Raw genomic sequence first — 25,218 nt, 5'->3', positions numbered from 1 at the left:
TAACTATGGAGGAACACTGTCATGATGACTGCTGCTATGATTTATGCAGGGGCAAAATTTGTGATTGCTGGTGGTATTATCTACTACGCTGTTACTCGCTAATAAATAGCTCTAAAAATGTCAAAAAGTTGCCAGAACATTTAGTTCTAGCAACTTTTTGATTTGTCTTTATATTTTAATACCACAGAGTGGGCATTTTAGTCAGCTTATTTCAATTTTTCAACGTCGCGAGCGATAACAAGTTCTTCGTCTGTTGGAACAACCAGAACACGCACCTTGGCGTTTGGTGTTGAGATGTCGCCTGAGTTACCAAAGACGTTCTTCTCTGGGTCGATGTCCATACCGAACCAAGTCAAACCAGAAACAACGGCGTTACGAACCCGAACAGAGTTTTCACCGATACCCGCTGTAAAGACCAAGGCATCTGCTCCGTTCAAAACGGCAAGGTATTGACCGATGAATTTTTGCAGGCGATTGATCAACATGTTGAAGGCCAGGGTACATTTTTCATCACCTGCTTCAACACCTGCTTCGATTTCACGCATGTCGCTAGACACTTCAGCAATGCCTTTAAGACCTGACTCTTTGTTAAGCACGTTAATCACGTCAGCAGCGGTTTCCAGCTCTGCTACATTTTCCACCAAATAAGGAATAATGGCTGGGTCAATATCGCCAGAGCGTGTGCCCATCATCGGGCCAGCAAGAGGGGTGAAGCCCATAGAGGTGTCCACAGACTTACCGCCGTCGATGGCAGAAATGGAGATGCCGTTACCGATGTGAGCAGTGATGAGCTTGGTTTCCTCAAGGGGCTTACCGAGGAGCTCAGCCGCTTGGCGAGACACGTAGTAGTGGCTGGTACCATGAGCACCGTACTTACGAACAGCGTGGTCGGTGTAGAAACGGTTTGGTACAGGGTAGCGGTAGGCCACTTCTGGCATGGTGGTGTGGAAGGCCGTATCGAAGACCGCCACGCTGGTGATGTCAGGAAGGATGGCCTTGAAGGCACGGATACCAGCAACGTTGGCTGGGTTGTGAAGAGGAGCCAGGCTAGACAGCTCTTCGATGCGGGCGATAGCCGCGTCGTCCAAGAGAACAGACTGCTTGAAGTCTTCGCCGCCAGCAACGACACGGTGACCTACACCAGTGATTTCCTCGTAGCTGCCGATGATTTCAAACTTAATCAGGTCGTCCAAGAGCAGTTTTACTGCTTGGCTGTGGTCAGCGATATCCAGGGTTTGCGACTCTTTTTTACCGTCAAATTTAACGGTTGAAATGGAATCTTTCAAACCGATACGCTCAATAACACCAGCAGCAAGCACTTGCTCCTCTGGCATCTTGTAGAGTTGCCATTTGAGACTTGAACTACCAGCGTTGATTGCAATTGTTTTTGACATCTTACACCTCTATTTTCGTTTTATACGTTTCCATTATAGCAAATTTTTGGCAAAAAGGCACGTTTTGCAGATGATTTTTTCCTCTTCGGGAGTTAATACTTTGTTTTATACAGCTCTAAGCCAGTAAATTAAAGCTAAGAACCGGTATTCACAAAAAATATTAAACCAAAGATATGACACGAAAATCATATGATACTGATTTAACCAATCAAGAATGGGCTAAACTCATTCTGGAACAAGGCATTTCTAGCAACGCTTTTGAGCGAACCCTCAACAACCACAAGGGCTGCTAAGACACAAAAAACGCCGTTTGGCGTTTTTTTGTGTCTTGCACTGACCTTAGCAAATAAACTATGGTCATTCCTCGCTCTAGGCTACCTGCTCGAAATAACAGAACAGCAAGTACACCCTGGGTTTAATCAGCCACCAGGCCTTTGGCCTAAGCCGACAAGACCCATTAGTCGGTTTCGGGAAAATCAGACGTCTCGTAAACCACACGTACCCTAGCATGGGCATGGATTTCATCATAAAGGCCAACCCTAGTATGTTTGGGCAAAGCAGCGACTGCGTCCATGTTCAAATAGTCTTCTATCTTGGCATCTGCTGGTAAGTCTGGCAAAGCAAAGGCGAGATAGAGCTTAAAGTAGCCCTGATCGACCAAACGATTGACACCTTCCCTAACCGCAAGCTGATTTTCTGGCTCGATGGTATAGGCATCAAAAATCGTCTCGTGTTCCAGATGATAAGTCATCAAGGATTTAATCTTGGTCATTTCCTCGAAAAATGCCTGATCCAGCTGCTCCACATCGACAGCCAAGTCCATATAAACATGCCAATCGAGACTCTTTTCCTTATCCACCATGGCATGAACTTCTGGTCTTAAAAGCAGATTTTTCATGTCTTCAAAGGGATAGACAGCCACCTGAAAATCACGGTTAAGGCTTCGTTCAAGCAAAATATCTGTTAAAAGGCTGTCAACGGTCTCAGATCCAGTCGTTGAATAGGTAAGGGTGTAGGGCGGACCGTCTTGGAAATCGTCTAAATCCAAGACGGTCCCATCTTTTAAGGTGACTGTGACATTAAAATGACCTGCTTCAGACCAAATCTTGTCATCTGGAACCACCGAAATCACCTCTAGCCCAAGATGGTCTTCAAAAAACTCTTTGGTGATTCTAATCTGCTCCTGTTTCGTTTCTTGCGGGACAGTCAACATCGCCTTCCAAGTCCAGACGGCAAACAGCATGAGCAGCACCAAAAAGACTAAAGCAGACAAACAACCATATTTAAGAAATTTCTTCATCTTCTATCCCCTTTCAGAAAAATCCAGCCGAGGCTGGATTGATCTTATGGTTTGATACGATGCAACATCCGTGGGAATGGAATGGCCTCTCGGATGTGTTTGGTCCCTGCAACGAAGGTAATCATGCGTTCCAGACCGAGACCGAAACCACAGTGCGGTACGCTACCGTATTTACGGAGGTCAAGGTAGAACTCGTAATCCGCTGGATTGAGGCCTTCTTCTTCGATTTTGGCCAATAGTTTGTTGTAGTCGGTTTCCCGCTCAGAACCACCGATGATTTCCCCATAACCTTCTGGGGCCAAGAGGTCGGCACAGAGGACCCGCTCTTCATTGCCAGGAACTGGCTTCATGTAGAAGGCCTTGAAGCTGGCTGGATAGTTGACGATAAAGGTCGGCAGGCCAAAGTAGTTTGAAATCCAGGTCTCATGCGGTGAACCGAAGTCGTCACCGTGAACCATTGGCTCGTAGTCGGCATCTTCATCGTTTTGGTGTTCCTGCAAGAGGGTCACGGCATCGTCGTAAGACACCCGTTTGAAAGGCTCGGCAACGTATTTTTTCAAGAGCTCGGTATCACGCTCAAGAGTTTCCAGAGCTTGTGGTGCTCGGTCAAGCACGCCCTGAATCAAAGCCTTGACATAAGCCTCTTGCAAATCAAGCGACTCCTCGTGGGTCAAAAATGGGTACTCGGCATCCATCATCCAGAACTCGGTCAAGTGACGGCGGGTTTTAGATTTTTCCGCACGGAAAACTGGCCCAAAGTCATAGACACGACCCAAGGCAAACATCCCAGCTTCCAAATAAAGCTGACCTGATTGGCTCAAGAAAGCTGGCTGACCAAAGTAATCTGTCTCAAAAAGTTCGGTTGTGTTCTCCGCAGCATTACCTGACAGGATTGGGCTGTCAAACTTGATGAAGCCGTTGCGGTCGAAGAACTCAGCTGAAGCCATAAGAATGGCGTTACGGATTTGCATGATGGCATTTTGACGGCGGGAACGGAGCCAGAGATGGCGGTTGTCCATAAGGAAATCAGTCCCGTGCTCTTTTGGCGTGATTGGGTAATCCTGGCTGTCACCAATCAGCTCGATGTCGGTGATGTCCAGCTCATAGCCGAACTTAGACCGCTCATCTTCCTTGACGATACCAGTCACATAAACAGAAGATTCCTGGCTCAGGTGTTTGATGAGCTCAAACTTGGCAGTTCCTTCTTCTTCACCGAATTTTTCGATAAAGTTTGGTTTGAAGGCTACGGCTTGGAAAAAGGCAGAGCCGTCACGGAGTTGCAGGAAGGCAATCTTGCCTTTGCCTGATTTGTTGGCAACCCAGCTGCCGATGGTCACTTCTTGGCCAACATGGTCAGCCACTTGCTTGATGGTAATCAATGTTCTTGTCATGGTCTTCTCTTTTCTAAATTCAATCGTTTTTTTGATACTTCCTGATGTCGTGTGGACGTACCCCTCATTTAGTCATAGGTGCAGCTCGTTACACTTCTTCCATGTAAGCCTTTAATCGATGAACGGCTTCTTTCAAAGTCTCCATATCCGTCGCATAGGATAGGCGGAGGTTTTCTGGGGCTCCGAAGCCTGCTCCTGTGACCAAAGCCACGCCTGTTTTTTCCAAGATGTCCTCGGTGAAGGCTGACACGTCATCGAAGCCTTTGAGGGTCATGGCTGCTTTAACATTTGGGAAGAGGTAGAAGGCTCCTTCTGGTTTAACCACCTCAAAACCAGGTACTTCCTTCAACAGCGGGTAAAGGGTGTTGAGCCGGTCTTCAAAGGTGGCCCGCATGGCCTCAATCGGTGCCTGGTCGCCTGTTAGGGCCGCAATGGCAGCGTACTGGGAGGCGGTGGTCAGGTTAGAGGTGGTCTGGCTGATGATCTTGCTCATGGCTGAGATGATTTCAACTGAACCAGTCGCCCAGCCCACCCGCCAACCGGTCATGGCATAGGTCTTGGACACGCCGTTAACCACGATGGTCTGCTGGCGAATGGCCTCTGACAGGCTGGAAATGGGGGTAAAGATCGCCCCATTATAAACCAGACGGCCATAGATGTCATCGGCTAAAATGAGGATGTCATGGTTAACCGCCCAGTTGCCAATGGCGGTCAATTCCTCAGCCGTGTAAACCATGCCGGTCGGATTAGACGGGGAATTGAGCAAGAGGACCTTGGTCTGGTCTGTTCTGGCAGCTTCCAGTTGGTCAACCGTGGCCTTGAAGTTACTGGCCTCTGTCGTCTGGACAAAGACTGGTCGGCCACCGGCCATCTCCACCTGGTCCGCATAGGAGACCCAGTAAGGGGTAGGAATGATGACCTCATCGCCTGGGTTAAGAGTGGCCATGAAAAAGGCGTAGAGAATGAATTTTGCCCCAGTCGCAACGACAACTTCGTTTTGGGCGACAGGGTAGCCATAATAGGTCTGATAATAATTGTTGATGGCTTCTTTAAGGGCAGGCAAGCCGCTGGCCACCGTGTAAAAACTGGCCGAGCCGTCCTCGATGGCTGCGACAGCTTTTTCCCGAATAAAGGCAGGGGTAATGAAGTCGGGCTCACCCAGGGTCAGCTCCAGAATATCCCGGCCGTCGGCCTTGAGGGCCTTGGCCTTGGCCGCCGCCTTGAGGGTCACGCTCTCGCCCATGGCGAGGACCCTGTCCGATAATTTGGTCATGATGTCCTTTCTAGCAAGCAAAGAGCAAGAACCCGTCTTTTGCAAACGACTGCCCTCCTGCTTGACCCTGTTAATCGTGTCAGTCCCTTTCATTATAGCAAAATTCTTGAATTTCTGACAGGATTTGTACAAATTTTTCCGATTTTAGGGGGGCCAACTGGGTCAGTCCCTTAATCAGGCTCTTGCCGTAGGGTTTGCTGTGGAGCCTGCCGTCCAAAATCACCACCAAGGAGTCTTGTTGGGCTGTTCGTTGGCCCCGCCCCAAGGCCTGCTTGAGCCTGAGCCCCGCCAGGGGCAGGGCATAGTCGTAAAAGGGTTTGCGCCCCGTCTGGGTCAGGTAGCGATTGACCTTCTTGATAAAACCCTCTTTGGGGTTGTCAAAAGGCAACTTGGTCACCACAATCAGGAGCTGGTCCTGCTGGGCAAAATCCGCCCCCTCCCAGAAACTACCTGTCCCCAGCAAGAGTTTGCTGTCACCTCGGTCAAACCGCCGCTTGACCTGACTGGCTTGCCCCTGCTTGCCCTGAGCCAGATGGGAAATCCCCCAGGTATCCAACTGGTCCGAAACCTGCTGGAGGGCCTGCTTGGCGGTGAAGAGGACCAGCATGGGCAAGTCAAGATGGCTCAAGATCCGCAAGCGGTCGGCCACCTCGTCCCAGTAAGGCCCCTCATCGCTGACCAGTGGTTCAGGCATGGTGGTATCCAACCAGATGTGTTGTTTGGGATTAGGGACTTGAGGCAGCTGGTGGAGCTGGTAGTAATCTAGTCCCAAGAGGTCTGGCAGGGCTACCCGTTTACTGATGGCCACCGTTGCTGAAATAAAATAGGCTTTCTTAACCTGGTCCAAGTAGGGAGCCAATTGCAGGAAGTCCAGACTAGCCCCGACCAGCTCGGTCTGGCGTTTGCCCTCTGCTTGGCTGGTTTCCAGCCAAAAGTCTCGGTAATGCGGGGCTAAAACGGCTCGCAGGTCCTCTAAACTAGGCTGGTCGTATTCGGACAGGTCCAAACGCAGGCCCTCAATCAAGGTCATATCCAGACCAGCCGACCGATTGGCGTAATAGGTCGAGACCAGCTGACCCAGCCTGGCCTGGATGCTCTCCAAGAGCCTACGGTGGAGCAGGGATTTTTCCTGGCCCAACAGGCTATTAAGCGTCAGCATGGTCTGGGTCATATCAACCCGAGCTCGAGAAGCCGCCTCCATGGCCAGAAAGAAACGCTGGGCCTCATCGACCACCAAGACCTTGTCGGCCAGGTAGGTCGGGTCATCTTGGAGGCAGGCCAAAAGAAAGGCATGGTTGGTCACCACCAGCTGACTGGCCTCAGCCTCTCGGCTCAGCCGGTGCCAGAAATCCACCTCCCAATAGGGCGAGCGGTGGTTCACCTTGCCACAATGCCTGAGCCGGTCAAAATAGGCTTCCATGCCCTGCTTCTGCTTGATTTCATCCAGGTCACCTGTCTGGGTCTCCAAGAGCCAAATCAAGAGTTGCATCTTGTAGCGGTTAATCAGGCGGTTACTGTCTGGTGTCTTGAGGCTTCTGGCAAATCTATCCAGGTCCAAATAATTTCTTGGCCCCTTGATGCTGGTCAGTCTGGTCTGAAAAACTTCTGCCAGGCCCTGCCCCTCTTGGGCCACAATCTGGTCCTGCAAGAGCTTGGTCGGCAGAGCCACCACCAGCTGGTGGGCGCCAGCCATTGCCAAAAGCGGCAAGAGGTAACCATAGGTCTTGCCCAGACCAGCAGGCCCCTCGATAAAGGTGGCTTCGGGCTGGTCAAAGCTCTGGGTCACCAAATCAGCAAAAGCGGTCTGAACCGGCCGATCATCCAGGCCCATGGCCTCACGATCTCGGGCAAAGTCCCCAGTCGGACGGCCACCAGACGGCGTCACACGGGGAGCAGCCACCAGCAAGTCTCCAGCTGCTACCAAACCCGCCGAGGGCTGATGGGGAGCCTGCTCAAGGGCCTCCGCCAGAACCTGACCCGTCTCATAAATCAAGTTATCGGCCAGCTGGTTAAGACTTAATAGGGTCTGACGGGGCAGACCAGCCAGTTTCTGCTGGATCCGAATAAAAAGCTGGGCAGTCGCCTGGGCATCGTCGATGGCCTGATGGGCCGCAGACAACTCAATCCCCAAAAACTCACTCAGGGCCGACAGGTTGTACTTGTCCACCGTCGGAAAACAGAGCTGGGCCAGCTCAACCGTGTCCACCCGTGGGGTCTTGAGCTCATAGCCCTCCCAAAAAAGCTGCTCAGCCAAGAGGTTAGCATCGAAATGGACATTGTGGGCCACAAAAACCCGGTCCTTAATCAAATCATAAATCTGACCAGCCACCTGCGAAAAGGTCGGTGCCTTGGCCAATTGCTCATCCGTAATCCCCGTCAGGGACCTGATGTGGTCATCCAAGGGCTCGTGGGGATTAACATCGGTCGCAAAGCTGGTCACCACCTGACCCCGCTCCACAATCACAATCCCAACCTGAATGATACTGGCCCTAGCTCCCGTTCCTGTCGCCTCCAAATCCACGACGGCATAGCTTGTCAACTGCTTGTTCATAGCTCCTATTATAGCACAAGACCCTCGCTTAGGGATAGGGCTTTCCCTGCTTTTGGGAAATAGCCAAGCAGAACACCCCGTCTCCCCCACCGCAACCAGTCACCCCAGACCACACAAAAACCCGACCGCAGGCCCTGCGATCGAGTTTGTCTTAGGTCAACTCAGCTATCTAATTGTGTTTCCGAGCCTTGGCCAAGCCAAGACCCAGCAAAAGCAAGCTGAAACCAGCTGCCAAAAGCCCCAAACGAGCCCCATCACCCGTTGCAGGCAAGGCAGGCTTGTCTGACTTAGCAGGCGTGTTTGCTGCTGGCTTGGCTGTTGCCGCAGGGGTCGGTGCTTTAACCTCAGGCTTACCTGTCATCGGCTTATCAGCAGGTTTCTCGGTCGACTTTTCAGCCGCCTTAACCAGGGTCACCAACTCAGCCTTGAGGTCAGCCAAGTCTTTCTCCGTCTCCGCAAAGGCAATCTTCTCAGCCAGTTTGCCCTTTTGCTCATCAGTCAGCTTGGACTCGTCCAAGCTCAAGAGCAACTTGTTGCGGTCGGCTGACAAGTCTTTTGGAACTGGAGTTGGGGCCGGTTTGTCTTCTGGTTCAGGAGTCGGAACTGGGTTTGGTTTTACCTCTGGTGTTTGTTGGTCTTTTTTAAAGTCATCCAAAGTTGAATCGGGTTTGTCAGCCTTAGGCCGTCTGCGGGTCGTAAAGTAGATGACCGCACCATCGTCATAGGCATCCCAAGACGCAATATTGCTACCACGAATGAGCTGATCAAGGGTCTGATCAAGTGGAAGCTGCTCCTCTTGATGTGGTTTCAAGTTGAACACATGTTCTTTCTTGAAAATCACCCGCCCCTCTTCATCTTGACGTTCTTCAATGATGGTGATGGTTTTGTTTTTCAATTCCTCTTTTGGCTCAGCTGGCGAGTAGAGAACACCGAAGCTATAGGAACCACGTTCAGCAATAGCCTCTTTGACTTTATCATAATATGTATGGGTAACTGGACCTACCCCTCTAAACTCATAGCCAAGGTAAACAGGAGAGTTTGTTACATTGGGATAGAATATCTCACCTGGATAAATAACCACTGTCTTAGGTTCAAGTGGCAAAGGTTTAAGGTTCGTGTCATACGGTACGACAGAAAAGGTCAAGGCATCTTCATCCAGCTGGTCGGGGGCAACCGGCTTAAAAATAGCTTCTAAAACAACCCTATCACCATTTTGAACCTCGTCATAGGTCACCTCATGACGATTATAATGAGATAGCCGATAGCCTGCGATATGATTAGCCCTGTCCTTGTAGGAGTAGCTCCACCCAAAAATCCCTGGTTCTGGATTCAAGTTTAACTCACGAGTTATGGTCTCTAAAACAGTACCATCTTCTGCTTTAGACACAAGGTCAACAGTGATGGTTTTAGGTTGCTGTTGGTTCTCTGGCGGAGTTTCCTCTGCTGACCGCTGGTCTACTAATGAAGAGTCATTAGCTGGTGAAGTCTGGTCGTCTAGTGGTGTGTAGGTGACTTCCGTGTTGATATCAGCTGTTTCTTCAGCCTTGACAAGAGGGGCATTGACGACAGCAGCCAAGGTTAGGGCCGTGAGGGGGACTAGGCCCAATCTCAACATTTTTTTCATCTTGGTCTCCTTTTTCTACAAAAATTCACCATCATTTTACCCCCCCCCCCCGAATTTGTCAAGTATTTACTGCGATTTTAGGCAAGTAAATGTTTTCTGATAACGAGAGAAATTTTTCTGAAAAACAGAAAGCCAACAAACCAGCCCTCATCCCCCTTAACCGCTCGGCCATTTCCCAAAAACTTGCCCTGACCCACCTTTTTCTGCTATAATGGAGGGTAAAGGCATTGAAAGGATAAACGCATGAACATTTTTCAAGAATTAAAGGCCCGTGGCCTGGTCTTCCAAACCACAGACGAGGCGGCCTTGGAAAAGGCCCTGACTGAGGGCCAAGTGGCCTTCTACACCGGCTACGACCCGACCGCAGACAGCCTCCATCTGGGCCACTTGGTACCGATTTTGATTGGCCGCCACCTGCAACTGGCTGGCCACAAGCCCTTCCCACTGGTGGGCGGTGCAACTGGTCTGATTGGTGACCCGTCCTTTAAGGACAGCGAACGCTCCCTCCAAACCAAGGAGACCGTGGCTGACTGGAGTGGCAAAATCCAAGGCCAACTCTCTCGCTTCCTCAACTTTGACGAGGGCGACAACAAGGCCGTCATGACCAACAACTACGACTGGTTCAGCTCTATCAGCTTCATCGACTTCCTGCGAGACGTCGGCAAGTACTTCACCGTCAACTACATGATGAGCAAGGACTCGGTCAAGTCCCGCATCCAGACGGGCATCTCCTACACCGAGTTTGCCTACCAAATCATGCAGGGCTACGACTTCTACGAGCTCAACCGCCTCCATGACGTCACCCTCCAGGTCGGTGGGTCTGACCAGTGGGGCAACATGACCGCTGGTACCGAGCTCCTCCGCCGTAAGGCTGGCAAGACCGCCCATGTCATGACCGTGCCCCTGATCACCGACAGCACCGGCAAAAAGTTCGGCAAGTCCGAGGGCAACGCCATCTGGCTGGACGCTACCAAAACTAGCCCTTACGCCCTCTACCAATATTTCCTAAACGTTATGGACGAGGACGCTGTCCGCTTCCTCAAGATTTTCACCTTCCTGTCTCTGGAGGAAATCGCCGAGCTGGAAAGCCAGTTCAACCAGGCCCGACACGAACGCCTGGCCCAGAAAGTCTTGGCCAAGGAAGTCGTGACCCTGGTTCACGGAGCCGAAGCCTACGAACAAGCCCTCAACATCACCAATCAGCTCTTTGCAGGTAACATCAAGAGCCTGTCGGCAGCCGACCTCAAGCAAGGCCTCAGCCACGTCAAGTCCTACCAAGTGACCGGCCAAGACGACCGCAACATCGTGGAAGTCCTGGTCACCGCAGGCATTTCCCCATCCAAACGCCAGGCCCGTGAGGACGTGACCAACGGTGCCATCTCCATCAACGGCGACAAGGTCCAGGATTTGGATTATAGCCTGACCGATGCCGACAAGATTGACGGCGAGTTGACTGTTATCCGCCGTGGTAAGAAAAACTACTTTGTCTTGACTTATTAGTTTTTGTTTGACAGACGACCAAACCGTCTGCTATACTAAACATAGAAAAGCTCCGAGTCCCCACTCGGAGCCACAGGACCGCCAAACGGTGGTTCAGGTTTCTTGAGTTAAAAAATAACCGTCAAAACCTGGTATAAGTTTCGTGACGGTTATTTTTTGTCTGTAAAGGCTTTAACAATGATGATAACAAGGCCAATCAAGTCGATCACAAGACCGACAACAGCAACCAGTATCATCATTAGATCAGCTAGTGACAAACTGTTCCTCCTTTCTGTCAGAATGTGTGTATCCTTGCATAGGCACCACCCCCGTTCAGAAACTTAGAACCACCGTCCAAACTTTCCTGTACCTTACTATTCGTAAAAACAGAGAAGTTTTATGACTAACGTGAAACAACACCTTTACCCCTTCACCCTGTCTAAGGTCATCCGTGATAACCACGAAGACGAAGAAAACTACAACGACCTCCTGACCAACCAGCCAGCTGAGAAAGAATAACAAGCTAACCCACCGCTGCTACTCAGCGGTGGGTTCTTTTAATCTCGCTGAAAAGACTTGCCATGGTCAGAAAAATTGGCCTGGTCATACACCAACCCCTGGGCGGCCATGTGTTTCTCTCAGGGCCATGATTTGGGTCATCTCGGGTGAGGTATGGTGGGTATCAAAAGCTGCTTGGTCTGTCCAAGTGTCCACCAAGAGCACCTGATCAGGATTGGCATGGGAGACAAAATAGTCATACCGCAGGTTCCCTGACCGCTGACGGATAGCGACAGCTAGTTCAGCCCCCTCCATGTCCTCAACAAACTGCAGGGCTCGGCCATTTCCCACGATAGGAAAACAAAACCGTTGAGGGCGGTTGCTTTCATCCAATAAAAAACCCGACTAGAAGTCGGGAAAGGGGTTAGTTCAAAGCATTGTTGGACATGATTTCGTCAATGAAACCATAAGCTAGGGTTTCTTCGGCCGTCATCCAGTAATCACGCTCCGCATCCTTGTGGATTTGACGCACGGTCTTACCAGAATTGTCAGCCAAGATTTGTTCTAGGCGTTTACGGGTCTTGAGCAGGTGCTCGGCAGCAATGGCCATATCGGTTTGCTGGGTTCCTCCACCTGTACCACCCATCGGTTGGTGAATCATGTACTCAGCGTTGGGCAGCATGAACCGCTTGCCCTTGGCACCAGATGAAGCGATGATGGTTCCCATAGAAGCCGCCACACCCATCACGATGGTTTGGACATCTGCCTTGATAAAGTTCATGGTGTCCACGATGGCCAAACCAGCTGAAACTGAGCCTCCAGGTGTGTTCACATAGAGGTAGATGTCCTTGGTTGGGTCCTGGGCATCCAGGAAAAGAAGCTGAGCGATAATGCTGTTAGCCATGTTGTCCTCAACAGGACCGGTCAGCATGATGATGCGGTCCTTGAGCAGGCGAGAATAAATATCATAAGAACGTTCACCACGACTGGTTTGTTCAATGACTACTGGAATCATAAGTCCCTCCAAAAGATGATTTTCTATCATTATACCGCTTTGGTCAGAAATGGTCAAACAAAAACCTTAGAACCTGTATTCACAATCGAAGGATTTGATTGACTAGGCTAGTTTTGGTGCAATCGAGAAACATTTTTGCAGAAATACTGCCCGTATTACCAAAAAATGTGACAAAGAGTGAGCCAAAACTAGCCAGTCAGGTGAATGCTGAGATGTGAATACAGGTTCTTAATCCCTTAATAATCCAAAGCGTCTGCATGGCCTGAACCATTACCAACAAAATAACCTGTTTTGGCATTCAAGGAGAAGAGGTAGGTACCATCTCCTCTAAACAAGTTGTAGTAACCATTGCCATTGATGATATTGACAGGTTCAAGGATATAGTCCTCTCCTGTGATGTAAGCTCGCTCACGAGAAACACGCAGGATTTCTTCCAAGACACCTGGGGTAAAGGTCCAAGCAGGGTTTTGCGTATCAGCGATAGCTTGATCGTTGTAAGGCACTCGGCTCATGTGTCGTTCCAAATGGCTGTATTCAGCTTCAACCTTAGCAGTTGGCCCTTCAACAATCGGCACATAAACCTCCGAAGCAGTGGTCCCAGCAGCTGTGCTGGTCGTAGTGCTTCCTGAGCCGGTCTGAGCAAGGCCTCTCGCTTCGGTGATAACACCTTGGAGCAGGCTATCTAGACTGGCTCGGCCAGTGTTAAGGGCTGAGGCGGTCAAATCCTCCAAGCTGGCTCCTGATTTGAGGCTGGCAGTCAGTTTTTCACCGTCTACAATCACTGGACTTTCAAATTTGTCATTGATGGCCTGAATGGCTGTGATGGCCTTTTCCAACCCATCAAACTTGGTTTTAGCCGCTTCGTAAGCCGAGGTCCCTTCCAATTTTTTCAGGGCTTCTTCCAATTTTGGAAGCTCAGCAAAGGCGCTGTTCAATGGCTTTGTCTGGTCCTCATCCGCAAAGAAGGTCTTGAAGAGGTCATCAAAGGCCTTGCTGTCTGCTTGAACCTGTGAAGAGTCTGCTGTTGACGAGCGGCTCGTTGTTGTCTTGGTGCTAACAGTACCCGAACTGCTAGGCGAAGTTTCTGTTTCCCCTTGCTTGCTGAGGTAGTTCAAACCATAAGCCAAACCAACCGTAGTCAAAAGAAGTGCCGCCAAACCACCGATAATGGCTTTTTTGTGCTTGTAAACGGGCTTAGGTGTCAAAAAGGTTTCCCCATAGAAGGTTTCAACCCCGCTCACGTCAGCTTGTTTTGAACCAACTTCTGGTAAATTTGTAAAATCAATCACAGGAATTGCTGGTTTTTTAGCCTCTGGTGTCGCTACTGGAGAAACAGGCAAAGTACCTGTTTCTTCTAATTTTTCCCGTTGCTTCTGGATATAGTTATCCAGGGTAGTAGTGTCCAGTTGAGAAGCACCTGCCAACTGGCTATCGAATTTTCGCTCGCCAACCTTTTCACGGTTTCTCTTGATATACTTGTCTAATACCCCATCGTTAGGGGTAATCCCTGCGACCATATCTGCTTCTTTTTGAACAGCTTCCTCAACGGTAAGGTTAGTCGCTTCTTCAAACTTCAGGGTCTGGTCATCTTGTGGTATCAAATCCTTTGCCATGCTTGTTCCTCCTTTAATCTTGGTTAGGTCTCTTGACACGCGTACCGTAAAACTGGTAGAGATCCACTCGGAGAGTGCCATTGTAGAGTTTTCGCTTCTTGTCAGCCGTTTGGCCGTATGTCGTTTCAAAATTTTCATCGCTGGTCAGAATAAACTTGCTCCATGTTTTCAAGGGCGCAAAAGTCTGCCCCATCTCATTATACAAAATCCCGATGGCCTTGTCATCTAAAAGCCGTTCGCCATAAGGTGGGTTGGACACGATGACCCCGTTGGTCTTGTTGGTTCGGAAATCCTGCAACCGCATCTGTTTGAAGGTGATGACATCCCCTAGACCTGCTTCTTGAGCATTTTTCTGGGCAATCTCCACCATGCGGTGGTCAATGTCAAAACCAGAGATGTCCAACTGAACATCATAGTTAGCTTTGCTATCGGCGTCAGCCCGAACCTGCTCCACCAAAGCCTTGTCCACCCAGGGCCAGGCCTCAAAGGCAAAGTTCCGGTTGAAGCCAGGGGCGATGTTGAGCCCAATCATAGCCGCCTCGATACAGAAGGTGCCAGAACCACAGGTCGGGTCCACCAGAGGCTTGTCAGGGAACCAGTTGGTCAGAAGCATGATGGCCGCTGCCATGTTTTCCTTGATGGGAGCACCACCTTTTTCGGTCCGATAGCCCCGTTTGAAGAGGCTGGAACCAGTCGTGTCAATCATAACTGTCGCTCGGTCTTTAAGGATAGAGACCTCAATCTTGAACTCAGGGCCATTCTCCATGAGGGGTACCCCCTCTGGGCGATGGAAATGCTTCTGGAGCTTTTTCACCACCGCTTTTTTGGTGATGGCCTGAACGCTGGGTTCGTTGTGGAGTTTGGACTTGACGCACTTGGCCTTGCTGATGGGAAAGGCACAGCCTAGTGGCAGGTAGTTTTCCCAGTCCAGGGCAAAAACGCCCTGAAAAAGCTCTTCAAAAGTATGGGCAGGAAACTCACCCACGATGATTTTGATGCGGTCAGCTGCCCGCAGCCAGAGATTGGTGGTGATGATTTCCTTGACACCGCCCTTGAAGCGGACCTTGCCGTTTTCCACTTGGCAATCCAGACCCAGGTTTCTGATTTCCTTGCCGACAACGGCCTCTAGGCCTGCTGCGGCTGTCGCCACTAATGTAAATTCTTGTTTCATCTGTTTCTTTCTTATGTTACAACAAAGGCTAGCATCCGCTAGCCTACCTATTATGCAATTTTCTATAAGCCATGTTTTGTCCAGGAAGCAACTAGGTCTTGCTTCCCTGTATAATCATCTGTCTTCTGTTGCCAGGCAACAGCCAAGGTGGTCCGTTCGTTTCCAGCCTCCTCGTGCCCCGACCAAAGTTTGGGTTGCTAGCTTGAGGGGTTTACCGCGTTCCATTTTTCAGGTTTCCCCGAAAACTCCGTCACTGTGGCACTTTCAGGTCGACTTGGGCATATCCGAAGACTTAGCCGGTTTGACCGCCGTAACGCAGAAAACTGCGTCCCTAGACTTATTGGTTCGTCTAGCACAAACACTACCGGCATCACAGCCAGTGCTAGCATGGACTTTCCTCATGCCAATCTAACTCAGCACGCGATTATCCAAAAATTGCACATCATCTTATTCAGCAATCTGCTTGCCGAAAACTTCTAGTTCCAAACGGCTCAAACGTTTAAGAATGTCATAGTTGCTCGCCGCCGAACTTGGCTTGACCGTTTCCTGAGCAAAGTCGTCATAGCCATAGGCAGGCGTTGGCTGACGGTAAGAATGGTCTAGTTCTTGCGTCTGGGTTAACTTCTCCTCCTCCAACTCCTGGATTTGTGCTTTGAGGCGAGCATTTTCCAACTTTAAGGCTGAAATCTCTGCCAAAAACAGTTCATAATCCTGAATGACGTTGTCCAAGAACTCGTCAACCTCTACCTTATCAAAGCCACGCATCACAACTTTGAACTCTTGTTCATAGATGTCTTTAGGGCTGTAAATCACATTTGCCATTCTCTCACTCCGTACTGAAACTTGTTGCTACCGTTCAAAAAACGTTCCTCTCCATGGTACAAAATTTCACGTAAAAAATCAAGTAAAAACTTTTTAATTTTCAGCCATATCTTGGGCCAGTTCGTTGAGGCGTTCAAAGGTCAGTCTCTTGATCCAAAAATCCGATTCCTCACGCACCCGCTTATCCAGATAAGACAGCCTTGTCGGGCAATCATCATCATAGAATAAGTAAATCCCTTGAGTGTTTTTTATCAAAAACTCCTGATAATCCCTCAGTTGCCTTGGCTGTTCATAACACTGGAAACTATGGTTAACATAATCTACCTGGCGAAATTGGGCTAAGACAGCTTGATTGGCCTCCGACCACTGTTGCCCATAATCTGCAAAGGGAAAAAGGGTCGCCAATTGCAAAGGATAGAGAGCCTGCAAATCCCTAGCAATTTCCAAACACCAAACCTCAAAGCCCAAATTCCCCTGAAAGACAAACCAGTCAACTCCCTCCTCCAAAAAACTGATTAAGTCCTTTCTAATGGCTTGTTTGATCAGTTTTACTTTGGGGTCCTTCTCAGAAAAAATCCCTAAATCGGTTGTTTTATAACCAGCGATGAGAATTGCAGACATTATTTGTTATCCTTTCAAAATTTATGGTATAATAGAGTGATTCTCCTCTAACATCAGGGAGAGGTAAAAAGGAGGGCTATGGTAAACTATCCCAATCAGATAAAGAGGTCGCCTCAAAAAAACAACCAGCAACCCAAAACAACTTTTGCTAATCGGGGCATGTCTTTTGAGACCGCCATCAACGCTACCAACGACTACTACTTGTCTAGGGGGCGGGCAGTCATTCACAAGAAACCAACCCCTATTCAGATTGTCAAGGTTGATTACCCCAAACGAAGCCGAGCCAAGATTGTCGAGGCCTATTTCAGGCAGGCCTCAACAACCGACTACTCTGGCGTCTATCGGGGACGCTATCTGGATTTTGAGGCCAAGGAAACCCAGCAAAAAACAGCTTTTCCCCTAAAAAACTTTCATCCCCACCAAATTGAGCATATGGCACGGGTGATTGACCAAGGGGGCATCAGTTTTGTCCTGCTGCATTTTTCGCAGCTCCAGCTGACCTTCCTCTTACCTGCCAAACACCTGATTGCTTGTTACCAAACGCCTGATGGTGGCAAATCCATTCCTCTTGATTATATCAAAAAATTTGGGTTCGCTATCCCTCACGGTGCTTTTCCTCAAATTCCCTACCTTGATGTTATTGATAAAAATTTATTAGGCGGTGATTACCATCAAAAAGACTTCTCTTAAACTTCTCAAATACGTCCTTGGTGTCGGCCTTGTCGCATCAATTTTGGCTATTCTCGCTGGTGGCCTGCTGTTCACCTATTATGTGAGCAGTGCTCCCACACTCAACGAGGAGGTCCTGCAAGCAACTAGCTCCAGCTTGGTTTTTGATAACCAAGACAATCTCATCGCTGATTTGGGAGCTGAAAAGCGGGAAAGCATTACCGCTGAAAACATCCCTCTCAAATTGACCCAGGCCATCACAGCCATCGAAGACCACCGTTTCTACCAACACCGTGGTGTCGATGTCTATCGTATCTTAGGCTCTGCCTGGCACAATTTAACCAACGACACCCTCCAAGGGGGCTCAACCTTGGACCAACAGTTGATTAAATTGGCCTATTTCTCAACCGAAAATTCTGACCGTACCCTCAAGCGGAAGGCTCAGGAAGTCTGGCTCTCCCTCCAAATGGAGAAGCAATATTCCAAGGACCAAATCCTGACCTTCTACATCAACAAGGTCTTCATGGGTAACGGTAACTACGGCATGTTGACAGCTTCAAAAGCCTATTTTGGTAAGGACTTGAAGGACCTGACAACTGCTCAAGTAGCCCTTTTGGCCGGTATCCCGCAAGCACCTAGCCAGTACAACCCCTATATCAACCCTGAATTCGCTCAGGAACGTCGTAATCTGGTTCTAGGCCAAATGTTGCGTCATGAACATATTAGCCAAGAAGAGTATGACATGGCTGTTGCCACCCCGATTACCGACGGTCTTTTGCCCCTCTCTGAAGCGCCAAGTTACCCTCATTACTTGGATAACTACCTCAAGCAAGTGGTCGCAGAAGTGGAAGCAAAAACTGGTAGCGATCTCTTCACTGCCGGTCTCAGGGTTTACACCAACGTTGATTTGGAAGTCCAACAACACCTCTGGAACATTTACAACACGGACGAATTTGTTTACTACCCAGATAACGAGTTCCAAGTGGCCTCAACAGTCATGGACGTCACAAATGGTAAGGTCATCGCCCAATTGGGAGGACGTCACCAAGACCCAAACACCTCTTTTGGTACCAACCAAGCCGTTATGACCGACCGCGACTGGGGTTCAACCATGAAACCAATCACCGATTACGCCCCTGCTTTTGAATACGAGGTTTACCAAACTACCGGTCACCAAATCCAGGACAATCGCTACTATTGGCCAGGGACCTACACCGAGCTAAACAACTGGGACAAACTCCACTATGGTTGGATGACTGTTCAACAAGCTGTCCAAACCTCTCGTAACGTCCCAGCCGTCAAAACATTGGAAGCCGTCGGCCTAGATCGTTCAAAAGCTTTCCTCAGTCAAATCGGGATTAACTACCCTGAACTCTATTATTCCAACGCCATTTCCAGCCACACATCTGTCGTTGACCAAGAATACGGTGCCAGCAGTGAAAAAATGGCTGCAGCTTACGCTGCCTTTGCCAACGGCGGCACCTACATCAAGCCACAGTACGTCCGTAAAATCGAATTCAGCGATGGCCGCATCGAAGAATACGCTCCTGAGGCTACCCGTGCCATGTCAGAAATCACGGCCTACATGATGACTGATATTCTAAAAACAGTTCTCTATACTGGTGGTACCGGTACAACAGCCTACATCCCTGGCATCAACCAGGCAGGTAAATCAGGAACTTCAAACTACACCGATGAAGAATACGAGATTATCGCTCAAGAACACGGGGTAACTCCTGAGAGTGTTGGTCTCATGGCACCAGATGAAATGTTTGTTGGTTACACCCCACAATACTCCATGGCTGTCTGGACTGGTTACAACAACCGTTTGACGCCACTATATGGTAGTGATATTCGTATCGCCCAGCAAGTCTATAAGGCCATGATGAGCTACTTAGATGACTATTCTGGCGCGGACTGGGTAATGCCAGAAGGCCTCTACCGTAGTGGTAACTACCTCTATAGAGAGGGGTACACCCCTCAACAGCAGTTCTCTTCCTATACAGGTTACTATGGTTCTGCTTGGACAACACCAGCCACTACCGAAACGTCTATCACTTCTTCTGAAACAAGTACGACAACTACTGAGAGTAGCCCTTCCAGCCAGAGTGAGACGAGTGCTTCATCGAACACCGAATCGTCAACAAGCACTGAAAGCAGCTCAAGTAGCGACAACGGCTAGAAGAATCGTTCCAAGCGAAAAATCTCTGTTCAGACAAAAAGCAAACTCTAACTTGAGTTTGCTTTTCGTTTGGCAGCCTACGAGGTCTCAACAACCTGCCCTCCTTGAAAAATCGCACATCAAAAAAATTCCTTGGGACCTAAAATCCAAGGAATTTTTCAGACGAGTCTGACTTGAATGTTCTAAACTATCCACCCATTAAACCACCAGAATGCCATAATGGACCAAATAAGCGACTGTAAAGGCCAAGCCATTCATCAAGAGATGCGTTAACATGGGCACTTCTAAACGTCCAGTTGATCGATAAAGATACGAAAATACTAGAGCGGGCCAAAAATAAGCGACAAATGAGCCGATATCCGTCGGGCGATGGGCTAGAGCAAACAGAGTGGTCGGAATCAGATAGGCCAAAAAGCTTTTACCGCACAGCAATTCCCCCAAAATACCTCGAAAGAGAATTTCTTCCAAAATAGGAGCCACTAAGACACTTTGGATGAACAGCAAAACAGGTGGATAGCTGCCAATCAAGGCTAAAATTTCCTGCTGATTGGCTGTCGTTTCAATACCTAGCCCCATCAAATCCAAAAGAGCATGGAGCAGAGGGTTACCTAGCAAAAGGATTAAGAGACCCCAGAGACTGGTTTTTATCAACCTCCATGAGAAGGTTTCTTTTTTCAACAAGCCTTGTTGCACAGCATACCAGATAAAAAAGCCAAGCTGAGGTAGGGTTAACAAGACAACCACAAAAACCCTCGTGTCTGTTAACTGATTGCTTTGGTGGAGATCATCTGACCAGACAATCAGGCTTGTCGACAACCAAGCCAGAGCGACAAACTGGATGATAACCCATACTTTTTTAAGGATGACTTGACTAAGATTCTTTTTCATGTTTTCTCCTAAAAATAACAACGAGAGGTGGTCAACCACCTCTCTTATCGTCAAATGACTTATTTTTCAGTCAAGGCTGACAAGCCTGGAAGAACTTTACCTTCGAGGAGTTCCATTGAAGCTCCACCACCTGTTGAGATCCATGAGAACTTGTCTGCACGGCCAAGGTTGATGGCTGCTGCTGCTGAGTCACCACCACCGATGATTGATTTCACTTCTGGTTGCTTCACGATAGCATCCATCACACCGATTGTACCAGCTTGGAAGTCAGGGTTTTCAAAGACACCCATAGGACCGTTCCAAACAACTGTCTTAGCACCTTCAAGCTCAGCTTCAAATTTAGCGATTGATTTAGGACCGATGTCAAGGCCAAGGAAGCCTTCAGAAACAGCTTCGCCTTCAGTGTCACGAACAACATCGTAACCTGCGAAAGCGTTGGCTTCTTTAGAGTCAACTGGCAAGATCAGTTTGCCGTTGGCTTTTTCAAGAAGTGACTTAGCCACGTCAAGCTTATCTTCTTCAACCAATGAGTTACCGATTTCGATACCTTGAGCCTTGTAGAAGGTGTAAGTCATGCCACCACCGATAAGGACTTTGTCAGCTTTCTCAAGCAAGTTTTCGATAACACCAATCTTATCAGAAACTTTTGAACCACCAAGGATGGCCACGAATGGACGAACAGGTGCTTCAACAGCTTCTTGGATGTAAGCAATTTCGTTTTCCAAAAGGAAACCAGCTACGGCTTTCTCTACGTTAGCTGAGATACCAACGTTTGAGGCGTGGGCACGGTGGGCTGTACCGAAAGCGTCGTTAACGAAGATGCCGTCACCAAGTGATGCCCAGTAAGCACCGAGTTCAGCGTCGTTTTTAGATTCTTTCTTGCCGTCAACATCTTCAAAACGAGTGTTTTCAACCAAGAGCACTTGGCCATCTTCCAAAGCGTTGATAGCTGCTTCCAGTTCTTCACCACGAGTAGCACCTGGGAAAACAACATCTTGACCCAATTTTTCGCCAAGAGCCTTGGCAACTGGAGCGAGTGACTTACCAGCCTTATCAGCTTCTTCTTTAACACGACCAAGGTGAGAGAAGAGGATGGCACGGCCACCATTTTCAAGGATGTACTTGATGGTTGGAAGAGCCGCTGTGATGCGGTTGTCGTTGGTGATGACGCCGTCTTTCAAAGGAACGTTAAAGTCAACACGGACGAGGACTTTCTTGCCTTTAAGGTCGATGTCTTTTACAGTCAATTTTGCCATGGATGGCCTCCTTAAATTTTTGTTTACCCTTCCATTATAGCACATTCATGAAATTTTTTCTCAAAAACTTGTGAATTTTTTGCTTTCTGGCTCAAAAGCTCTGCCATTTTTACAAGGAAGGGATTTTGTGCTATAATAGCTCTTATGACAACAATAGTCATGGCCAGCAAGGCAGACAGCTTAGAGCGATGCCTTTGAACGGGTTGAAGAGTCTTGAATAAGGTTTTTAGCAGGTTTTCCTAAACTCTTGTTACTAATAGATAGTTAAAAGAGGCTGTCATCGTTGACGCTGGTCAGAGGAGAAGGATATGGTCAATAACATCGAATTTATCAGCCTGAAAAATAAATTTTTAGAGTTTTATGAGGCATCTAAAACAGTTGACACTGTGCAGGATAAATTTAAAATTTGGAAAGAAAAGTATGGTTTTGCCGCTGTTCCACCGACAGATGACGGGCAAAAACGTGCTTTTGAACTATTTGAAACAGCTTATGCCAATTATGAAGAATCGATTGAGCGGATTAAACGGTTTGAGGTTGATGAAGACAAGATCTATCGTCTATTAGAAAACATCAAAGCAACCTTAAATTATAGCGACTCCGTTTCATTTAGTGTCATCTATTTCGTCGGATTTTTTGAAGGAAATGCTTTTGTTGCTCCGAATGGTGATAAGTTAGCCTTGTGTTTCCCAATTGAAAATGATAACAGCAACTTGTATAACGAGATGCTACTGGCTCACGAATTAACACATATCATTCATAATAAAATCCAAAAATCAAATGCCCAATGGCTAAGACCTCTAGCATGTCTTATTTTAGAAGAAGGGCTGGCAATGAAGGTTAGCCAAGCAGTCGTTCCCGGCCTGAGCGACCATCAATACATTTCCAGTAAAGAAGAATGGTATAAGGAGTGCCGTGACAAGCATAGGGACATCCTAAAAGGCATTTTACCTTATGTGAAAGAGGAAACTTCAGAAGTGCTCTTTCAGTTCACCATGGGGTTAGGAACGACCAATCACGAACGAGAAGCCTATTATGCCGCTTGGACATTATTTGATAGGCTATTAGAACAGGGATTTTGTCTCAGTGATCTTGCTAGAATCTCACAAGAAACATCCAAAATTTTTGTAGAAGAACACATCAAAATGATTACTTGAGCATAGACGAATAAGAGAAAAAACGCATGAAAAAACTAATTTCAATTGACCTGGATGGTACCTTACTCCACAGCGACCACACCATCTCGGATTACAGTGTGGATGTGATTGCCAAGGTGATTGAACAGGGCCACACGGTCGTGATTGCGACTGGTCGCCCCTATCTGACCTCCAAGGCCTACTATGAGCAGCTAGGCCTAGCCACACCCATGATTAACTTCAACGGAGCCCTGACCCACCTGCCTGGGAAAAACTGGGCTGGCGAGCATGCCGTGACCATTGACACCACCCATGTACACGAACTCCTCAAGCAAACTGACCGTTTTGAGCTGGATTTTGTCTCGACCGAGTATAAGAACCACTTTTTCCTGACCCTGGACCATAAAGAGGCTATCGACCCTGCCATATTTGGCCTAACTGAACTGCCTGAAGAGCTCCGCCTTTTCCCCGAAAAAATCACTAAAAATCCCCTCTCCCTCCTGGTCCAAACCCGACATGCTGATAAGTATCAGCTGGCTCGCGACATCAAGGCTCACTTCAAGGGCGAGCTAGAGGTGGACTCTTGGGGGGGCCCGCTCAACATTCTGGAGTTTTCGCCCAAGGGCGTCAACAAGGCCTATGCTTTGGAAAAATTGCTGACGCAGTTAGGATTTGACCGGAGTGATTTGATTGCCTTCGGCGATGAGCATAACGACACGGAGATGCTGGCTTTCGCCCAAACCGGCTATGCCATGAAAAACGCCAATCCCCTGCTGCTCGAATTTGCAGATGAGCAGCTGCCTTGGACCTGTAACGAGGACGGGGTGGCTAGAAAACTTTCTGAGCTGTTTCTCTGATTTTTCCAACTCATTCTCCACACAAAAAACGCCTGCGGGCGTTTTTTTGCTCTCTTTAGAGGGATTTTTTCTTACCTGCTACACGGCTGACCGATACCTCCAGGTCATCCTTGTAGGCCAGGAGTTCCTGAATCAAATCCTTGTCGCTGACCTCTGGTTTCAAATCAACCAGATACTCCAAAATCAGGGTCTGCTTTTTAGCCTTGGTCTTGATGGAAGACAACTCGATAAACTGGCAGGTCTTTTCCAAAATGGCCTCTAACAAGAGTTCATAGTGAAAATCCATGGGCACTGTCACTGAAATCTGTCGTCTGAGCTGGTTGGTCTTAGCAAAACCTGTCATCTCTAGTAAGAGAACAGCCACTAGAAGAAAGAAGGCCGAGCAGACCGCTAGGAGCAGATAACCTGTCCCCGTTGCCAGGCCAATCCCCATGGCCATAAAAAGGAATAAACTCTCCTTGGCACCGCCAGCGGCCGTCCGAAAGCGAACCAGGCTAAAGGCACCTGCCACAGCCACACTAGTTCCCAAGTTACCATTGACCAGAAATATCAAGCTAGAAATCAAACTGGGAAGAATAGCTAAGAGAATGACAAAATCTCTGGTATAGAGGGTCTTGTACTTGTAGAACTGGGCCAAACAGACCCCTAAGACCAGGCTGGTCAAGAGGGACAAGGCATAGATGTAGGGCGATACCGTGGCTTGGTTGTCTACATAAACGCTGTTAAAGAGCTGCGTGATCACGACGCCACCTCTTCCTGGGCCTGGGTCAAGGCGTAGGCTGTGGCGTATTTGGAGAAGGGCTGATCAGCCAGACCATGCTCGTCCAAGATGTCCTGCAACCAAGCTGGGCAGACACCAGGTACCTTAATTTCCATGATGACCTGGTCTTGACTAACCAGAGGGAAACCATAGCGGCCATCGGTCAAGCTAACCTGATGAGGGCGACAGATAACATCGGTGTCAAAGGTCACACGAACCTTCTTATCCGCAATGCCCGCCAGCGAGTAGCGTTTGTAGGCGATGTACATCTTGGGCAAGAGTTGGCCGTAACGGTCTTGCAAGGCATTGACCTCGGTCACAACCCGCTCAACCCGCTCGTCGGTCACCCCATCTGCCACCAGACCAGATACCACCAAATCCTCAACAGCTTTAACAGAGGCCGTCATGCGGTATTTCTTGCCAAATTCGCCTTCTTTTTTCTTGATTTCCAAGAAAACCTCGCTGTCCTGGTGAGGGGCCTTGTCATAGGTCCGCATCCGAACCTTTTCACGGCCATGCAGGCGGTCAACCGAGTCCTGAATCATTTGAAAATCAGAACTGTCAAAATAAACATTGCTGATGCTGGAATGGGCATAAGCGTCAGCCACCAGATGAGGTTCAAAAGCAGCCAACAAGGTTTGGTAAAGGTCCTTGCTAATCAGGTACTTGGTTTCGATGCGTTGAAAAGTGGTTTGCAATGGTTTTGTCATGGGCTTCTCCT

The 25,218-nt window shown here is 48.6% G+C and carries 21 protein-coding genes and 1 other RNA gene; 5 read left to right on the top strand and 17 right to left on the bottom strand.

Annotated features, from left to right (window positions below; translation table 11 throughout):
* Positions 1 to 206: 206 nt before the first annotated feature.
* The 6 genes from AC3ARB_RS01905 to AC3ARB_RS01880 form a co-directional block, all read right to left on the bottom strand.
* Positions 207 to 1,394: an acetate kinase gene (locus AC3ARB_RS01905; protein WP_488320903.1), complete on the bottom strand. Its 1,188-nt coding sequence runs from the start codon at positions 1,392 to 1,394 to the stop codon at positions 207 to 209.
* A gap of 457 nt (positions 1,395 to 1,851) precedes the next feature.
* Positions 1,852 to 2,694, bottom strand: a complete 843-nt coding sequence (locus AC3ARB_RS01900; RefSeq protein ID WP_488320902.1) for a hypothetical protein — start codon at positions 2,692 to 2,694, stop codon at positions 1,852 to 1,854.
* A 44-nt stretch (positions 2,695 to 2,738) separates the two neighbouring features.
* Entirely contained in the window at positions 2,739 to 4,085 is a 1,347-nt protein-coding gene (asnS, locus tag AC3ARB_RS01895) for an asparagine--tRNA ligase (protein ID WP_488320901.1), read from the bottom strand.
* Positions 4,086 to 4,173: 88 nt separating this feature from the next.
* Positions 4,174 to 5,358 carry a pyridoxal phosphate-dependent aminotransferase gene (locus AC3ARB_RS01890; protein WP_488320900.1) on the bottom strand — a complete coding sequence of 395 codons (1,185 nt, stop codon included), beginning with the start codon at positions 5,356 to 5,358 and terminating at the stop codon, positions 4,174 to 4,176.
* Between the two features lie 79 nt (positions 5,359 to 5,437).
* Positions 5,438 to 7,909 (bottom strand): bifunctional DnaQ family exonuclease/ATP-dependent helicase, encoded by a 2,472-nt coding sequence (locus AC3ARB_RS01885; RefSeq protein ID WP_488320899.1) that lies wholly within the window; start codon positions 7,907 to 7,909, stop codon positions 5,438 to 5,440.
* 169 nt (positions 7,910 to 8,078) lie between these two features.
* On the bottom strand, positions 8,079 to 9,533 hold the full coding sequence (locus tag AC3ARB_RS01880) for a hypothetical protein (protein ID WP_488320898.1): 1,455 nt from the start codon (positions 9,531 to 9,533) through the stop codon (positions 8,079 to 8,081).
* A gap of 243 nt (positions 9,534 to 9,776) precedes the next feature.
* Between AC3ARB_RS01880 and tyrS the strand changes: the two genes are divergently transcribed.
* Positions 9,777 to 11,033 carry a tyrosine--tRNA ligase gene (gene tyrS, locus AC3ARB_RS01875; protein ID WP_488320897.1) on the top strand — a complete coding sequence of 419 codons (1,257 nt, stop codon included), beginning with the start codon at positions 9,777 to 9,779 and terminating at the stop codon, positions 11,031 to 11,033.
* 582 nt (positions 11,034 to 11,615) lie between these two features.
* Here the strand turns inward: tyrS and AC3ARB_RS01870 are convergent.
* The 7 genes from AC3ARB_RS01870 to AC3ARB_RS01840 form a co-directional block, all read right to left on the bottom strand.
* Complete coding sequence (locus AC3ARB_RS01870) at positions 11,616 to 11,903, bottom strand: putative quinol monooxygenase (RefSeq protein ID WP_488320896.1); 288 nt, start codon at positions 11,901 to 11,903, stop codon at positions 11,616 to 11,618.
* A gap of 31 nt (positions 11,904 to 11,934) precedes the next feature.
* Entirely contained in the window at positions 11,935 to 12,525 is a 591-nt protein-coding gene (locus AC3ARB_RS01865; RefSeq protein WP_488320895.1) for an ATP-dependent Clp protease proteolytic subunit, read from the bottom strand.
* 236 nt (positions 12,526 to 12,761) lie between these two features.
* Positions 12,762 to 14,138 (bottom strand): cell division site-positioning protein MapZ family protein, encoded by a 1,377-nt coding sequence (locus AC3ARB_RS01860; protein ID WP_488320894.1) that lies wholly within the window; start codon positions 14,136 to 14,138, stop codon positions 12,762 to 12,764.
* A gap of 13 nt (positions 14,139 to 14,151) precedes the next feature.
* Positions 14,152 to 15,309, bottom strand: coding sequence for a THUMP domain-containing class I SAM-dependent RNA methyltransferase (locus AC3ARB_RS01855; protein WP_488320893.1), 1,158 nt, complete (start codon positions 15,307 to 15,309; stop codon positions 14,152 to 14,154).
* A gap of 60 nt (positions 15,310 to 15,369) precedes the next feature.
* Positions 15,370 to 15,745, bottom strand: an RNA gene (gene rnpB, locus AC3ARB_RS01850) — RNase P RNA component class B.
* 11 nt (positions 15,746 to 15,756) lie between these two features.
* Positions 15,757 to 16,131: a cell division regulator GpsB gene (gene gpsB / locus AC3ARB_RS01845; RefSeq protein ID WP_488320892.1), complete on the bottom strand. Its 375-nt coding sequence runs from the start codon at positions 16,129 to 16,131 to the stop codon at positions 15,757 to 15,759.
* Between the two features lie 93 nt (positions 16,132 to 16,224).
* A complete protein-coding gene (locus tag AC3ARB_RS01840; protein WP_488320891.1) occupies positions 16,225 to 16,752 on the bottom strand; it encodes an SLOG family protein in 528 nt (175 codons plus the stop codon).
* Positions 16,753 to 16,830: 78 nt separating this feature from the next.
* On the opposite strand from AC3ARB_RS01840, the gene recU reads away from it, so the two are divergent.
* Positions 16,831 to 17,442 carry a Holliday junction resolvase RecU gene (gene recU / locus AC3ARB_RS01835; protein WP_488320890.1) on the top strand — a complete coding sequence of 204 codons (612 nt, stop codon included), beginning with the start codon at positions 16,831 to 16,833 and terminating at the stop codon, positions 17,440 to 17,442.
* Positions 17,414 to 19,603: a penicillin-binding protein PBP1A gene (gene pbp1a / locus AC3ARB_RS01830; RefSeq protein ID WP_488320889.1), complete on the top strand. Its 2,190-nt coding sequence runs from the start codon at positions 17,414 to 17,416 to the stop codon at positions 19,601 to 19,603. The genes recU and pbp1a overlap by 29 nt, the downstream gene beginning before the upstream one ends.
* 198 nt (positions 19,604 to 19,801) lie before the next feature.
* Here the strand turns inward: pbp1a and AC3ARB_RS01825 are convergent, their stop codons facing one another.
* Both AC3ARB_RS01825 and AC3ARB_RS01820 read right to left on the bottom strand, forming a co-directional pair.
* Complete coding sequence (locus AC3ARB_RS01825) at positions 19,802 to 20,491, bottom strand: CPBP family intramembrane glutamic endopeptidase (protein ID WP_488320888.1); 690 nt, start codon at positions 20,489 to 20,491, stop codon at positions 19,802 to 19,804.
* A 59-nt stretch (positions 20,492 to 20,550) separates the two neighbouring features.
* Positions 20,551 to 21,747 carry a phosphoglycerate kinase gene (locus AC3ARB_RS01820; protein WP_488320887.1) on the bottom strand — a complete coding sequence of 399 codons (1,197 nt, stop codon included), beginning with the start codon at positions 21,745 to 21,747 and terminating at the stop codon, positions 20,551 to 20,553.
* Between the two features lie 308 nt (positions 21,748 to 22,055).
* On the opposite strand from AC3ARB_RS01820, the gene AC3ARB_RS01815 reads away from it, so the two are divergent.
* Together AC3ARB_RS01815 and AC3ARB_RS01810 are read left to right on the top strand one after the other, a co-directional pair.
* Positions 22,056 to 22,901 carry a hypothetical protein gene (locus AC3ARB_RS01815; RefSeq protein ID WP_488320886.1) on the top strand — a complete coding sequence of 282 codons (846 nt, stop codon included), beginning with the start codon at positions 22,056 to 22,058 and terminating at the stop codon, positions 22,899 to 22,901.
* 26 nt (positions 22,902 to 22,927) lie between these two features.
* Positions 22,928 to 23,737, top strand: coding sequence for a Cof-type HAD-IIB family hydrolase (locus AC3ARB_RS01810; RefSeq protein WP_488320885.1), 810 nt, complete (start codon positions 22,928 to 22,930; stop codon positions 23,735 to 23,737).
* 55 nt (positions 23,738 to 23,792) lie between these two features.
* On the opposite strand, the gene AC3ARB_RS01805 is transcribed toward AC3ARB_RS01810, so the two are convergent.
* Both AC3ARB_RS01805 and AC3ARB_RS01800 read right to left on the bottom strand, forming a co-directional pair.
* Positions 23,793 to 24,479: a DUF4956 domain-containing protein gene (locus AC3ARB_RS01805; protein WP_488320884.1), complete on the bottom strand. Its 687-nt coding sequence runs from the start codon at positions 24,477 to 24,479 to the stop codon at positions 23,793 to 23,795.
* On the bottom strand, positions 24,476 to 25,207 hold the full coding sequence (locus AC3ARB_RS01800; protein ID WP_488320883.1) for a polyphosphate polymerase domain-containing protein: 732 nt from the start codon (positions 25,205 to 25,207) through the stop codon (positions 24,476 to 24,478). Before AC3ARB_RS01800 ends, AC3ARB_RS01805 begins: the two co-directional genes overlap by 4 nt.
* Between the last annotated feature and the right edge of the window lie 11 nt (positions 25,208 to 25,218).

The organism is Streptococcus sp. ZY171113 (assembly GCF_057748235.1).
Note: the sequence above shows the minus strand (reverse complement) of the source record. Positions and strands in the feature narration are given on the sequence as shown.